Source organism: Brevundimonas huaxiensis (assembly GCF_014218725.1).
In the GTDB taxonomy this organism is placed as follows: domain Bacteria; phylum Pseudomonadota; class Alphaproteobacteria; order Caulobacterales; family Caulobacteraceae; genus Brevundimonas; species Brevundimonas huaxiensis.
The window spans coordinates 428,819-442,599 of record NZ_JABBJE010000001.1 but is presented as its reverse complement, the minus strand read 5'-3'; the positions used below and the strand labels follow the sequence as shown (position 1 = coordinate 442,599).

At 66.9% G+C, this 13,781-nt stretch carries 10 protein-coding genes; 7 read left to right on the top strand and 3 right to left on the bottom strand.

The genetic code is table 11. The features are described 5' to 3' along the window. Positions 1 to 96 precede the first annotated feature (96 nt). On the bottom strand, positions 97 to 1,929 hold the full coding sequence (aspS, locus tag HF680_RS02225; protein WP_045810056.1) for an aspartate--tRNA ligase: 1,833 nt from the start codon (positions 1,927 to 1,929) through the stop codon (positions 97 to 99). Positions 1,930 to 2,093: 164 nt separating this feature from the next. On the opposite strand from aspS, the gene HF680_RS02220 reads away from it, so the two are divergent. The 4 genes from HF680_RS02220 to HF680_RS02205 all read left to right on the top strand — a co-directional run bounded on the left by HF680_RS02220 (position 2,094) and on the right by HF680_RS02205 (position 6,912). Then, positions 2,094 to 2,381: a YciI family protein gene (locus HF680_RS02220; RefSeq protein WP_045810057.1), complete on the top strand. Its 288-nt coding sequence runs from the start codon at positions 2,094 to 2,096 to the stop codon at positions 2,379 to 2,381. 86 nt (positions 2,382 to 2,467) lie between these two features. After that, a complete protein-coding gene (locus HF680_RS02215; RefSeq protein WP_185223950.1) occupies positions 2,468 to 3,148 on the top strand; it encodes a P-loop NTPase family protein in 681 nt (226 codons plus the stop codon). A gap of 60 nt (positions 3,149 to 3,208) precedes the next feature. Then, a complete protein-coding gene (locus HF680_RS02210; RefSeq protein WP_055804537.1) occupies positions 3,209 to 5,425 on the top strand; it encodes an RNA degradosome polyphosphate kinase in 2,217 nt (738 codons plus the stop codon). After that, entirely contained in the window at positions 5,425 to 6,912 is a 1,488-nt protein-coding gene (locus tag HF680_RS02205) for a Ppx/GppA phosphatase family protein (protein WP_185223949.1), read from the top strand. The genes HF680_RS02210 and HF680_RS02205 overlap by 1 nt, the downstream gene beginning before the upstream one ends. Positions 6,913 to 6,959: 47 nt before the next feature. Here HF680_RS02205 and rnd read toward each other — a convergent pair whose 3' ends face one another. Continuing rightward, entirely contained in the window at positions 6,960 to 8,108 is a 1,149-nt protein-coding gene (gene rnd, locus HF680_RS02200; protein WP_185223948.1) for a ribonuclease D, read from the bottom strand. 79 nt (positions 8,109 to 8,187) lie between these two features. Here rnd and purM point away from each other — a divergent pair, with 79 nt between their 5' ends. Further along, positions 8,188 to 9,225 carry a phosphoribosylformylglycinamidine cyclo-ligase gene (gene purM, locus HF680_RS02195; protein ID WP_185223947.1) on the top strand — a complete coding sequence of 346 codons (1,038 nt, stop codon included), beginning with the start codon at positions 8,188 to 8,190 and terminating at the stop codon, positions 9,223 to 9,225. A gap of 23 nt (positions 9,226 to 9,248) precedes the next feature. On the opposite strand, the gene HF680_RS02190 is transcribed toward purM, so the two are convergent. Next, positions 9,249 to 10,859 (bottom strand): S10 family peptidase, encoded by a 1,611-nt coding sequence (locus HF680_RS02190; RefSeq protein ID WP_185223946.1) that lies wholly within the window; start codon positions 10,857 to 10,859, stop codon positions 9,249 to 9,251. A 142-nt stretch (positions 10,860 to 11,001) separates the two neighbouring features. Here HF680_RS02190 and purN point away from each other — a divergent pair, with 142 nt between their 5' ends. Then, the gene (purN, locus tag HF680_RS02185) at positions 11,002 to 11,604 is read left to right on the top strand and encodes a phosphoribosylglycinamide formyltransferase (protein WP_235968810.1); all 603 of its coding nucleotides are present in this window, start codon (positions 11,002 to 11,004) and stop codon (positions 11,602 to 11,604) included. A gap of 87 nt (positions 11,605 to 11,691) precedes the next feature. Further along, positions 11,692 to 13,776, top strand: a complete 2,085-nt coding sequence (locus HF680_RS02180) for a M13 family metallopeptidase (protein WP_185223945.1) — start codon at positions 11,692 to 11,694, stop codon at positions 13,774 to 13,776. Positions 13,777 to 13,781: the final 5 nt, after the last annotated feature.

Below are 13,781 nucleotides of genomic sequence, written 5' to 3'. Positions count from 1 at the left end.
CGGTTGCAGGCAATCGTGCTCGCCTTGGGCGCGAGCACAAAAAAGGGGGACGCCGCGAAGCGTCCCCCCTTTTCGTCTTTGATCAGACCTCGCCGATCACACCTTGATCGGCAGGGCCGTGCGGATGTGGACATCCTTCAGCTGGCGCTCCTCGGCCTCGGTCGGGGCGTTCATCAGCAGATCTTCGCCCTGCTGGTTCAGCGGGAAGGCGATGACCTCACGGATGGCCGTCTCGCCGGCCAGCAGCATGACGATCCGGTCGATGCCGGGGGCCAGGCCGCCGTGCGGCGGGGCGCCGAAGCGGAAGGCGTTCAACATGCCGCCGAACTGCTCCTCGACCACCGAGGCGTCGTAGCCGGCGATCTGGAACGCCTTCAGCATGATCTCGGCCTTGTGGTTCCGAATGGCGCCCGAGCACAGCTCATAGCCGTTGCAGACGATGTCGTACTGATAGGCGCGGATGGTCAGCGGATCCTGGTTCTCCAGAGCCTCCAGCCCGCCCTGCGGCATGGAGAAGGGATTGTGGCTGAAGTCGACCTTCTTCTCTTCTTCCGACCATTCGAACATGGGGAAGTCGACGATCCAGCAGAATTTGAACTGGTCTTCGTCCACCAGCTTCAGCTCGGCGCCCACGCGAGTGCGGGCCAGGCCGGCGAACTTGGCGAAGGTCGCAGGCAGGCCGGCGACGAAGAAGGCGGCGTCGCCCTGCCCCAGACCCAGCGACGACATCAGGGCCTCGGTCGGTTCCTGGCCCAGGTTCTTGGCGATCGGGCCGCCCCAGGCGCCCTGGTCCTCGGACCAGAAGATATAGCCCAAGCCCGGCTGGCCCTCGCCCTGCGCCCAACTGTTCATGCGATCGCAAAAGGCGCGCGAACCGCCCGTGGGGGCCGGAATGGCCCAGACGGCGTTCTTGTCGTCCGCGCCCAGGATCTTGGCGAACAGGCCGAAGCCGCCGTCGCGGAAGTGATCCGACACCACCTGCATCTTGATCGGGTTGCGCAGGTCCGGCTTGTCCGAACCGTACCACGCCATCGACTGGGCGTAGGTCAGGCGCTCGAAACCCTTGTGCTCGAACGTCTCGCCGAAGTCGTTCGTGAAGGTATGGACGCCGTCGATGGCCGAGACCGGCTTGCCCTCGCCGAACTCCTCGAACACGCCGTGCATCAGCGGCTCGATGGCGGCGAAGACATCTTCTTGGGTGACGAAGCTCATCTCGACGTCGAGCTGGTAGAACTCCAGCGACCGGTCGGCGCGCAGGTCCTCGTCACGGAAGCACGGCGCGATCTGGAAGTAGCGGTCGAAGCCCGACACCATCAGCAGCTGTTTGAACTGCTGCGGCGCCTGGGGCAGCGCATAGAACTTGCCCGGATGCAGTCGCGACGGCACCAGGAAGTCGCGCGCGCCTTCCGGCGACGAGGCCGTCAGGATCGGCGTCTGATACTCCAGGAAGCCCTGATCGACCATGCGACGGCGGATCGAGGAAATCACCTTGGAGCGCAGCACGATGTTCTTGTGCAGTCGCTCGCGGCGCAGATCCAGGAAGCGGTTGGCCAGGCGGATATCCTCGGGATATTCCTGATCCCCAAAGACCGGCATCGGCAGTTCGGCGGCTTCCGACAGCACCTCGACGCCCTGGACGCGCACCTCGACCTCGCCGGTCGGCAGGTTGGGGTTCACCACGGACGCGTCGCGGGCGACCACTTCGCCATCGACCTTGATCACGCTCTCGGCGCGCAGACGCTCCACGGCGGCGAAGCCCGGCGTCTCGGGGTGCAGAACCAGCTGCGTCAGGCCGTAGTGATCGCGCAGGTCGATGAACAGCAGACCGCCGTGGTCGCGCTTGCGGTGAACCCAGCCCGACAGGCGAACAGCGGAACCAGCGTCAGAGGCGCGCAGGGCGCCGCAGGTGTGAGAGCGATAGGCGTGCATGAAACGAACCGTCTGGAGTCTCTGGGCGGTGGAATCCGACGCCGTCGGCGCCCGAAATCGAAGCGGCGTAGGGCGCATCATCGCCCCGGAAAGTCAAGGTTTCAGCCGTTGCAAAGCCTGCCGCCGCGCATGATATCTGACGCTTCATCCCGCCCGAGGCCCCCATGTTCATCGTCACCATCACCTACACCCAGCCCATCGAAGCCATCGAGGAGCGGACGGTCGAGCATCGCGCGTGGCTGGATCAGCATGTCGCCAGCGGCCTGATCATCGCCGCCGGGCCGATGGTCCCACGCACCGGCGGCATTCTGGTGGTGCGCAGCGGCGGGACCAAGCAAGAGCTGGAGACCCTGCTGAAGGACGATCCGTTCCAGGTCCACGGCCTGGCCGATTACACGGTGATCGAGTTCAAGGCCGGCAAGCTGAACCCCGCCCTGGTCGAATTCGCCTGATTTCATCCACAGGGGCGCGGTTCGCTCCCCGCAACCAACAGCGCGGGCCTGACGCGGTTAACGCCGGGCTCTGCTATGACAGGCGCATGTCCGCGCTGAGCGCCCTGCCCCCGACGACGACCGAACAGCTGCGTCTGCCGCTGGAGCGGCCGGTTGCGGGCGAGGCCTTCGTGACGTCCGACAGCAACGCCGAGGCCGTGCGCGTTCTGGCCCGCTGGCCCGACGGCGTGGGCGCGGTGCTGGCGCTGCACGGCCCCCCAGGATCGGGCAAGAGCCGCCTCGCCGCCGACTGGGCCGAGCGGGTCGGCGCCGTGCCGCTGAACGGCGCCGAGGCCGCGCTGATCGATCCGCTGGAACTGGAAGGCCGGCCGGTCCTGCTGGACCGGGCTGCGGACGCCGACGACGAAAGCCTGTTTCATCTGATCAACCTGGCCAACTCCGGCGGGGGCGCCCTGCTTTTGGTGTCGCGCTCGGCCCCGCGCCAGTGGTCGGTCGATCTGCCCGATCTGCGTTCGCGGCTGGACGCCGTGCGCGCCGTGGCCATCGCCGCGCCCGACGACGCGGTCCTGTCGGCCATCCTGCGCGCCCGCTTCGCCGAACGCAGCATCACCCCGTCCGACGACGTGATCGACTATCTGGTCCGCCGCCTGGACCGCTCGGCCGAAACCGCCGCCGCCGTAGTCGAACGTCTGGACGCCCTCCACCGCCCGGTCACGCGCGTTCTGGCGCGTCAGGTGCTGGACGCCATGGACGCCGCCGCCGACTGACCCGCGACATTTTCTCGGCGCCCGCTTGCGGCCGTCACACACGCGCGCGAGAACCGGTTCATGACCGACGCCGCGATCCACGACGACACCCGAGGCGAAGAGGTTCCCGCCTCTCGCGCCCCCCAACTCGCGCTGAGCGAAGAGCTGATGGCTTCGCCCAGCCGGTTCTTCAATCGCGAAACCTCATGGCTGGCGTTCAACGAACGCGTGCTGGAAGAAGCGGCCAATCCCAACCACCCGCTGCTGGAGCGGCTGCGGTTCCTGTCCATCTCGGCCAATAATCTGGACGAGTTCTTCATGACCCGGGTCGCCGGCCTGAAGGGCCAATTGCGCGAACGCCTGCGCGTCTTGTCCGCCGACGGCCTGACCCCAGCCGAACAGCTTGAGCGGATCAACATCGCCGCCGGCGAGCTGATGGCCGAACAACAGCTGCGCTGGCGCCAGCTGAAGAAGGAGCTGACCGTCGCCGGCATCGAGATCGTCGATCGCCAGAAGATCACCAAGACCGAGCGCGAGCGCCTGGAACCCGAGTTCCTGAACCAGCTCTTCGCCGTCCTGACGCCGCTCGCCATCGACCCGGCGCACCCCTTCCCCTTCCTGCCCAACCTCGGCTTCTCCCTGGCGCTGAAGCTGAAGCGCAAGGGCGAGACCAAGACCTTCTACGCCCTGGTGCCGGTGCCGACCCAGGTGCGCCGCTTCTGGGAACTGCCGACCGACGGCCGCTCCACGCCGGGGCACAAGCGGTTCATCACGCTGGAAAACGTGCTGCTGCTGTTCATCGACCACCTGTTCCCCGGCTGCGAGGTTCAGGAAAAGGGTGTTCTGCGTCTGATCCGCGACTCGGACATCGAGATCGAGGAAGAGGCCGAGGACCTGGTCCTGGAGTTCGAGGAAGCGCTGAAGCAGCGTCGTCTGGGCTCGGTGGTGCGGGTCAAGATCGAGGCGTCCATGCCTGTCGATCTGCGCGATTTCATCGTCGGCGAGCTGGAAGCCGCGCCCCAGGACGTGGTTCTGGTCGACGGCATGCTGGGCCTGGCCCAGCTGTCGGACCTGATTCCCGGCGGCCACCCGGACCTGAAGTTCAAGGGCTATGAACCCCGCTATCCCGAACGCGTCCGCGACAATGGCGGCGACGTCTTCGCGGCCATTCGCGAAAAGGATCTGCTGATCCACCATCCGTTCGAGAGCTTCGACGTGGTGGTTCAGTTTCTGCGCCAGGCCGCGCGCGATCCCAACGTCATCGCCATCAAACAGACGCTGTACCGCACGTCCAAGGACAGCCCCATCGTCGCCGCCCTGATCGAGGCGGCCGAGAACGGCAAGAACGTCACCGCCCTGGTCGAACTGAAGGCCCGCTTCGACGAAGAGGCCAATCTGCGCTGGGCGCGGGCGATGGAGCGGGCCGGCGTCCACGTCGTCTTCGGCTTCGTCGAATACAAGACCCACGCCAAGGTCAGCGTCGTGGTCCGGCGCGAGGGCGAGGGCCTGCGCACCTACTGCCACTTCGGCACCGGCAACTATCACCCCGTGACGGCCAAGGTTTACACGGACCTGTCGCTGTTCTCCTGCGACCCCGTCCTGGGGCGCGATGCGACGCGGGTGTTCAACTACATCACCGGCTATGCGACGCCGGACCACCTCGAAGCCCTGGTCGTCTCGCCGCTGAACATGAAGGCCACGCTGATCGAACTGATCGGCAAGGAGATGTCGGCCGCCGCCATGGGCAAGCCCGCCGCCATCTGGGTCAAGCTGAACGCCCTGGTCGACGTCGAGATCATCGACGCCCTGTACCGAGCCAGCCAGTGGGGCGTGCGTATCGATCTGGTCGTGCGCGGCATCTGCTGCCTGCGTCCCGGCGTGCCGGGTCTGTCCGAGAATATCCGGGTCAAGTCGATCGTCGGCCGCTTCCTGGAACACAGCCGCATCGTCTGCTTCGCCAACGGCAAGGACCTGCCGCACGACAAGGCCAAGGTCTTCATCTCCTCGGCCGACTGGATGACCCGCAACCTGGATCGCCGGGTCGAGCTGATGACGCCGATCCGCAACGCCACCGTCCACGATCAGGTGCTGGACCAGATCATGGTCGCCAATCTGAAGGACGATGCACAAAGCTGGGTGCTGGACGCCGAAGGGCGTTATACACGCGTTACGCCCGCCGATCCTGAGCGGCCCTTCTCGGCCCACAAATACTTCATGACCAATCCCAGCCTGTCTGGGCGCGGCCGCAAGGCCAAGAGCCTGCCCGCCGTCCTGCGCTACGAGCGTCCAGGCCGCTGATGCCCGACATCGCGCTTACCGATCGCGACATCGCCGCGATCGACATCGGTTCAAACTCGGTTCGCCTGGTCCTGTACCGGCTGGAAGGCCGCGCGATCTGGACCGTCTATAATGAGAAGGTTCTGGCCGGCCTGGGCCGCGACCTGCCAACGACCCGCAAGCTGTCGCCCGAGGGCGTGGTGATGGCGATGACGGCGTTGCGCCGTTTCGCCGCCGTTCTGGAAGGCGTGCGGCCGGACGCGACCCTGATCGCCGCCACCGCCGCCGTGCGTGAAGCCCTGGACGGGCCGGAGTTCTGTGAACGGGTCGCCGCCGAGACCGGCCTCCAGATCCGCGTCCTGTCGGGTGAGGAAGAGGCCAAATATGCGGCCATGGGCGTATTGGCCGGCGCCCCCCTGGCTCACGGCGTCTCGGCCGACATGGGCGGCGCCAGTCTGGAGCTGACCCTGCTGAACGGAGACGGCGTCGAGAACGGCCTGACCCTGCCGCTGGGTCCGTTTGCTCTGGCTGACGGCAAGGCCTTCGACGCCGAGCGCATCAAGGCCCGTATCGATCAGGCCCTGAAACCGGTCGCAGCCCAGTTCAAGAGCGAGCGCCTCTACGCCGTCGGCGGCGCCTGGCGCACCTTGGCCCAGGTCCATATGGGTTTGAAATCCTATCCGCTGAAGGTCGTGCATCAGTATCAGATGTCGGCCGATGAGGCGTTGGAGACCGCACGTCTGGTGGCGCAGCAGTCGGCGGCCAGCCTGGCCAAACTGCCCGGCGTGTCGAAGAAGCGCGCCGAGACCCTGCCCTACGCCGGCCTGGTGCTCGAGGCGTTGATCAAACATCTGGGTCTCAAACAGATCGAGATGTCGGCCTGGGGCGTGCGCGAGGGCCTGCTGTTCGAGACGCTGGACGAGGCGACGCGCACGGCCGATCCGCTTCTGGCCGGTTGCACTGCCCTGGGCGGTCGTCAGGGCGTGGCCCCCGCCCTGCCCGGCGCGCTGAACGGCTGGATTTCCGAAATCGTCGCCGCCCTGCCCGAGGTGTTCGGCGAGAAACGCGACGCCGTGCTGGTTAGCGCCGCCTGCCGTCTGGCGGACCTGGGCGCGCGGCTGCACCCTGATCACAGGCTGGAGCTTGTTTTCGACCAGGTGCTGCGCGCGCCCGTCGCGGGCATCAGCCATACCGAACGCGCCTTTTTGGCCAGCGCCATGAACGCCCGCTACGGCGGCGCGCCCGCCACGCCTCAGCCAGAGGTCATCGACCGCCTGCTCGACGCCGCCGCCGCCAAACGCGCCCGCGCCATCGGCCTGGCGATCCGTCTGGCCTGCGATCTGTCCGGGCGATCGCCCCAGCTGATGGCCAATGCCGCCGCCAAGGTCAAAGGCGGCGACCTGCGCCTGACCGCGACCGAAGGCTACGCCGACGTCCTCCTGGGCGAACAGACCAAAAAGCGCGCCAAGGCCCTCGCCGAGGCGATGGACCTGGGGCTGAAGATCTAAGGCGATCAACCCGTCTCCTCCCATTGCATGGGAGGAGACGCTCGCCCCTATTCGATCTCGACGACTTCCACCCTCGCGCCGTTCAGCACCAGAGCGATCTCGCCGCGCTTCAGCTTCAGCGCGTCCTCGCCGAAGATCTGGCGGCGCCAGCCCTTCATGGCGTCGATGTCGGCGTCGTCGTTGATCGCGATCTTTTCCAGGTCCGACACGGTGGCGATCAGCTTGGAGGCCACGCCGGCGTTGTCGCTCTTGGCCTTCAGCAGCACCTTCAACAGCTCCACGACCGACGGCGGGGCCGGCTGGCGGTGGGCTGGACGCTCCATTTCGGGCGCAAAGGCTTCAGGATCGGCCAGAACCCGTTTCAGCTCCTCGGCCAGTTCCAGACCCAGGCGTGAACCGCCGAAACCCTTCGGCACCGAGCGCAGGCGATTGAAGGCCTCGATATCCGTCGGGGTCTGTTGGGCGATCTCGTCGATGCCTTCGTCCTTGAGGATGCGGCCGCGCGGCTGGTCACGCTCCTGCGCCGCCCGCTCGCGCCAGACGGCGACGGCCTTGAACGCCGCCAGATACTTGGCCGAGAACTTTTTGGGCTTCAGCCGCTTCCAGGCGTTTTCGGGGTTGGTGTCGTAGAGGGCCGGATCGGTCAGGCTTTCCATCTCCGACATGACCCACTCCAGCCGGCCTTCCTTCTGCAGCCGGTCGCGCAGCTTGGGATAAAGCGCCGCCAGATGGGTCACGTCGCCCAGCGCATAGACCAGTTGGTTCTCCGACAGCGGCCGGCGCGCCCAGTCGGTGAACCGGCTGCCCTTGTCCACCTCGATGCGCAGCATCTGCCGCACCAGCGAATCATAGGCGACCTGTTCGCCGAACCCGGCGGCCATGGCGGCGACCTGGGTGTCGAACATCGGCTTGGGCATGGCCCCCAGGCGCACGAAGATTTCCACGTCCTGGCGACAGGCGTGGAAGACCTTCACGATCTTCTCGTCGCGCAACAGGTCCAGGAACGGCTCCAGATCCAGCCCCTCCGCCATCGGGTCGATGATGGCGGCGTGATCGGCCGAGGCCGCCTGGATCAGGCAGAGCTTCGGCCAATAGGTCGTTTCCCGCATGAACTCGGTGTCGACCGTGATGAAGGGAGCGTTGGCTACGCGGGCGCAGAAATCGGCCAGCGCCTCGGTGGTGGTGATCGGCGTCATTCCGATGCTATAGCCCCGCGCATCCTACCTGTGGCAAGAGCCGCGCTGCATTTCCGCCCCGATTCAGGCCCGAGATCCCATGAGCGACACCCAAAAGCCTCTCGAAAACGGTCTGACCTACGCCGATGCGGGCGTGGACATCGACGCGGGCGAAATGCTGGTCGAACATATCAAGCCGCTGGCGAAATCGACGGCGCGCCCCGGATCGGAGCCCTCGCTGGGCGGATTCGGCGCCCTGTTCGACCTCAAGGCCGCCGGCTTCGAAGATCCGTTGATCGTCACGACGACGGACGGCGTCGGCACCAAGCTGAAGATCGCGATCGAGACCGGCCGCCACGATGGCGTCGGCGTCGATCTGGTCGCCATGTGCGTCAACGACCTGTTGGCTCAGGGCGCCGAGCCCCTGCTGTTCCTCGACTATTACGCGACCGGCCGGCTTGAGATCGACGCCGCCCGCCGCGTCGTCGCCGGCATCGCCGAGGGCTGTCGCCAGGCCGGCTGCGCCCTGGTCGGCGGCGAGACCGCCGAAATGCCGGGCATGTACACCGAAGGCGACTACGATCTGGCCGGCTTCAGCCTGGGCGCCGTCGAGCGCGGCCACGCCCTGCCCTATCTGGATTGCCAGGCGGCCGGCGACGTCATCATCGGCCTGGCCTCCACCGGCCCGCACTCCAACGGCTATTCGCTGGTGCGCAAGGTGGTCGAGAAGTCCGGCCTGGCCTGGGGCGACGACGCCCCCTTCGCCAAGGACCGTTCGCTGGCTCAGGCCCTGATGGAGCCCACCCGCATCTATGTGAAGCCGGTCCTGCCGATCATGAAGGCGGGCCTGGTCAAGGGCGCGGCCCACATCACCGGCGGCGGCTTGATCGAAAACCCGCCCCGCTGCATCGCCGAGGGTCTGCAGGCCCGCTTCGACTGGAACGCCTGGCCCATGCCCGCCGTCTTCCAGTGGCTGGCCGAAACCGGCGGCATCAGCGACCACGAGATGCGCCGCACCTTCAACTGCGGCGTCGGCTTCATCCTGATCGTATCGCCCGAAAATGCCGAGCCAGTTTTGGCCGCCCTGCTCAACGCCGGCGAAGTCGCCTTCGTCTGCGGACAACTGGAAGCGGCCTAAGCCGCTCCCAGTTCGCGAGGGGCTTACCGCGCCCCGCCGTTCGCCGTCTCGGCGTAGAAGCGCGACAGGTCGGCGTGCAGCTTCACCAGGGCGTCGTGGCTGAGGTACATCATGTGCCCGCCCTCATAGTAGGTGAACTCCAGGTTCGGCCGCAGGCTGGGCTCCAGCATCATCTGCGCGAGGTCGAACTCGGTCGAGAAGAAGGGCGTGGCGGCGTCGTAATAGCCGTTCAGCGACATCACCTTCAGATACGGATTGCGCCGCATCGCCGTGGCCAGATCGATGGCCGTGTTCGGCGTGGTTTGCGGGCCTCCGACCGGCGGACGGTGGCTCCAGTTCCAGTTGAAGCCGGGCAGACCGCGCGCCGACATCCGGTATTCGACGTCGGTCTTATAGTTCAGTTCGTTTGCCACATAGTCGCGGAAGATGCCGAAAGAGGCCCCCGTCACGGCCGAGCTGGACGGATCATCCTCCGGCTCGCCGCTCGCCGCATCCTCGTCCAGACCCATGTAGCGGGTGTCCAGCCGCCCGATCGTCTGGCGCCGGTCGCGCAGCAGTTCCTTGCGGAAGGCCCCGAGGTCCACGCGCATATTGGCGTTGTCGATGAAGGTGGTCGACAGGCCGGTCAGTTCGCTCATCTGGCGCACGATATCGGCGCGCTCGGCGTCAGAGATCATGTGCCCCTTGGCCAGAGCCGAGGCATACGGCCCCAATGCGAAGTCGCGTGCCCGCTGGACCTGTTCCTCGACCGTCGCGGCCGGGTTCGCCAGCTTGCGATGATACCAGGCCGTCGCCGCATAGGTCGGCAACAGGGTGACGAAGTTCTGCGGATACCCAGGCTGACGCACGCCGTAGTTCATGATCGACGACAGCAGCACCACGCCGTTCAGCGACATCCCGCGATCTTCAAGCTGGAACGCCACCGCACCGGTGCGCAGCGTGCCGTAGGATTCGCCAATGATGTATTTCGGGCTGGACCAGCGGCTGAACTTGGTCGTGTAGCGCATGATGGCGCGGGCGAAGGCGTCGGCGTCCCCGTCCACGCCCCAGAAGGTCGAGCCTGGCGTCTCGCCCAACGGACGCGAGAAGCCCGCGCCAACCATGTCGATGAAAACCAGGTCCGTCTGATCCAGCAGAGTCTGGTCGTTCGGGCCGAAGGCGAAGGGCGCCGGCCGCACCACGGTCGGCTCATCGGTCTGGACCCGCATCGGCCCAAACGAGCCCATATGCAGCCACACGGTCGGCGAGCCCGGCCCGCCGTTGTAGAGATAGGTCACAGGCCGCGTCCCGACCGGCTGACCGTCCAGCGTATAGGCGGTGTAGAACAGGCTGGCGGTCGGCATCCCCGCGTCATCGCGGATGGTCAGGGTGCCCGCCGTCGCCTTGTAGCGCAGGGTCTTTCCGTGCGCGTTGACCGAATGGGCCGTCGTGACCTCGGTCTCCTCGACCGGTGCGCGCGCCCAATCCTTTTCGATCGCCTCGGCGTTGGCGTTGCGGAACCGGTCGGTTGCGGATCGCATCGCGGCGCCCCCGCCATTGTTGCTGCTGCTGTTGGTCCCGCTTTCCTGGGCCAGCGCCGCCACGGGCGCGCTCAGCGTCGCGGCGATGGCCGCGAGGCAGATCAGTCTCTTCATGCGATGGTCCCCTGTACGCGCCGACCCACGACCCCTCGCCATGCGGTCAGCGTTACACGCTAACGCCCAAATCCAGCGGACAACAAGGGCGGATCGCGTTTGAAACTTGCCAAGCGTCGCCCGCGCCGTCATGCGAGGCGCCATGTCGCCCCAAGCCGCCCCGCCCGTCCGCGTCGCCGTCCTGATCTCGGGGGCGGGGTCCAACATGGCGGCGCTGATCGACGCCGGTCAGGCGCCGGACAGCGGCTATGAGGTCGTGCTGGTGCTGTCGAATATCGAGGGCGCGGGCGGACTGGCGATTGCGGCGGCCAAGGGCGTGGCGACGGCGACCGTGGCGCACAAACCGTTCGGCAAGGATCGCGAGGCGCATGAGCGGGCGGTGGACGCCGCCCTGCGCGACGCCGGCGTCGAGGTCGTTGCGCTGGCCGGCTATATGCGTGTTCTGACCCCCTGGCTGGTCGGCGGTTGGCGCGAGCGGATGCTGAACATTCACCCCAGCCTGCTGCCCCTCTATCCGGGTCTGGACACCCACGCCCGTGCGATCGCCGCCGGCGACGCCAAGGCCGGCTGCACGGTCCATCTGGTGACCGAGGGCGTGGACGAAGGTCCGATCCTGGGCCAGGCGCGGGTGCCGATCGTCGAAGGCGACACGGCCGAGGCCCTGGCCGAACGGGTCAAGACGGCGGAGCATCAGCTCTACCCGCAGGTGTTGGCAGACTTCTGCCGAGACCTGCCCCGCCGCTAGCGGCGCGAAGATTACAAAAACGTCATGCGACAGACCGCCGCACCGGCGCAATGGTGCGCCCGACCTCAATCGGGACCCTCTCTATCCATGACACGCATTCGTCTGATGGCCGCCTGCTCGGCCTGTATCGTCGTCGCTCTCACCGGCGGCGCGGCCTCGGCCCACGACGCTTCGGCCCAGAGCGCTTCGGACCAGCATTCGCACGGCATGGCCGGCGCGGCCCACAGCCCCTTCGGCGCCTGGGGCTTCGATCTGGCCGGTCGGGACACCTCGGTGAAGCCCGGCGACGACTTCAACGAATACGCCAACGGAACCTATCTGCGCACGACCGAGATTCCGGCCGACAAGTCGCGCTTCGGCCCGTTCGACGTCCTGTATGAGAACGCCCAGTCCCAGCTGAAGTCGATCATCGAAACCAGCGCCGCCAATCCCGCCAACGAGAACGCCCGCAAGGTCGGCGCCCTGTACGCCAGCTTCATGGACGAGGCGAAGATCGAGCAGCTGGGCGCGACGCCGCTGGCCGCCGACCTCGCCGCCGTCAAGGCGGTCACCGACCACGCCGGCATGGCGCGCCTGATGGGCGAGAGCCACTCGGGCTTCGGCGGCTCCCTGTTCGGCATCGACGTGTTCGAAGACCTGAAGAACCCCAATCTGAACTCGGCCTATCTGGGCCAGGGATCGCTGGGCCTTCCGGACCGCGACTACTATCTGAAGCCCGACTTCGCCGCCCAGCGTGAGGCCTATCTGGCCTATCTGACGACCACCCTGACCGCCATCGGCTGGGCCGATCCGGCCAAGACCGCCGCCGACATCCTGGCCTTCGAAACCAAGGTCGCCGACAAGCAGTGGACGACGGTCGAGCGTCGCCAGATCGACAAGCTGTACAACCCGGCCAAGGCCTCGGACCTGGCGACCCTGGCTCCCGGCTTCGACTGGGCCGGATTCCTGGCCGGCGCCCAGGTGTCGGACGTCGACACCCTGGTGCTGATGGAAAACACCGCCATCCCCGCCATCGCCCAGGTGTTCGCCGACACCCCCATCGAGACGCTGAAGGCCTGGCAGGCCTTCAATGTCGTCGATCAGGCCAGCCCCTATCTGTCCAAGGCCTTCGTCGATGCGCGCTTCGACTTCCGCGGCAAGACGCTGCGCGGTCAGCCCGAGAACCGTCCCCGCTGGAACCGGGGCGTGGCCCTGGTCGACGGTCAGTTGGGCGAGGTCTTGGCTCAGGAATACGTCCGCCTGCACTTCCCCGCCTCGTCCAAGGCGCAGATGGAAGCCCTGGTCGGCAATATCCGCGACGCCATGACCGAGCGGCTGAAGACCCTGGACTGGATGAGCGAGCCCACGCGCGAGCAGGCCCTGTACAAGATGTCCAAGTTCGGCGTGAAGATCGGCTATCCCGACAAGTGGCGCTCGTATGATGGCTTGGAGCTGAAGGCCGACGACCTGTACGGCAACGTCGAGCGCTCCTCGGCCTTCGAATGGGCCTATAAGCGCGGCAAGATCGGCAAGCCGGTCGATCCGCTGGAATGGGGCATGACGCCCCAGACGGTGAACGCCTACTACAACCCGCCGCGCAACGAGATCGTCTTCCCGGCCGCCATCCTGCAGGCGCCCTTCTTCGATCCGAACGCGGACCCGGCCGTCAACTACGGCGGCATCGGCGCGGTCATCGGCCACGAGATCACCCACGGCTTCGACGATCAGGGCCGCAAGTCGGACGGCGACGGCGTGCTGCGCGACTGGTGGACGCCGGAAGACGCCGCCCGCTTCGAGGCGCGCGCCAAGGTGCTGGGCGACATCTATGACAAGCTGGAGCCGATCCCCGGCGTGCACGTCAACGGCGACCTGACGATGGGCGAGAACATCGCCGACCTGGGCGGCCTGCTGCTGGCCCTGGACGCCTATCACAAGTCTCTAAACGGTCAGCCGGCGCCGGTCATTGACGGGCTGACGGGCGATCAGCGCGTCTTCCTGGGCTGGGCGCAGGTCTGGCGCGAGAAGTCGCGCGAGGCGGCGCTGAAGGAACAGCTGACCACCGACCCGCACTCGCCCGGTTCGGTGCGCGCCGCGACCTCGCCGCGCAACATCGACGCCTGGTACGCGGCCTTCGGCGTCTCTCCGGACCAGAAGGAATATATTGCGCCCGAGGCCCGCGCCCGCATCTGGTAAGGGCG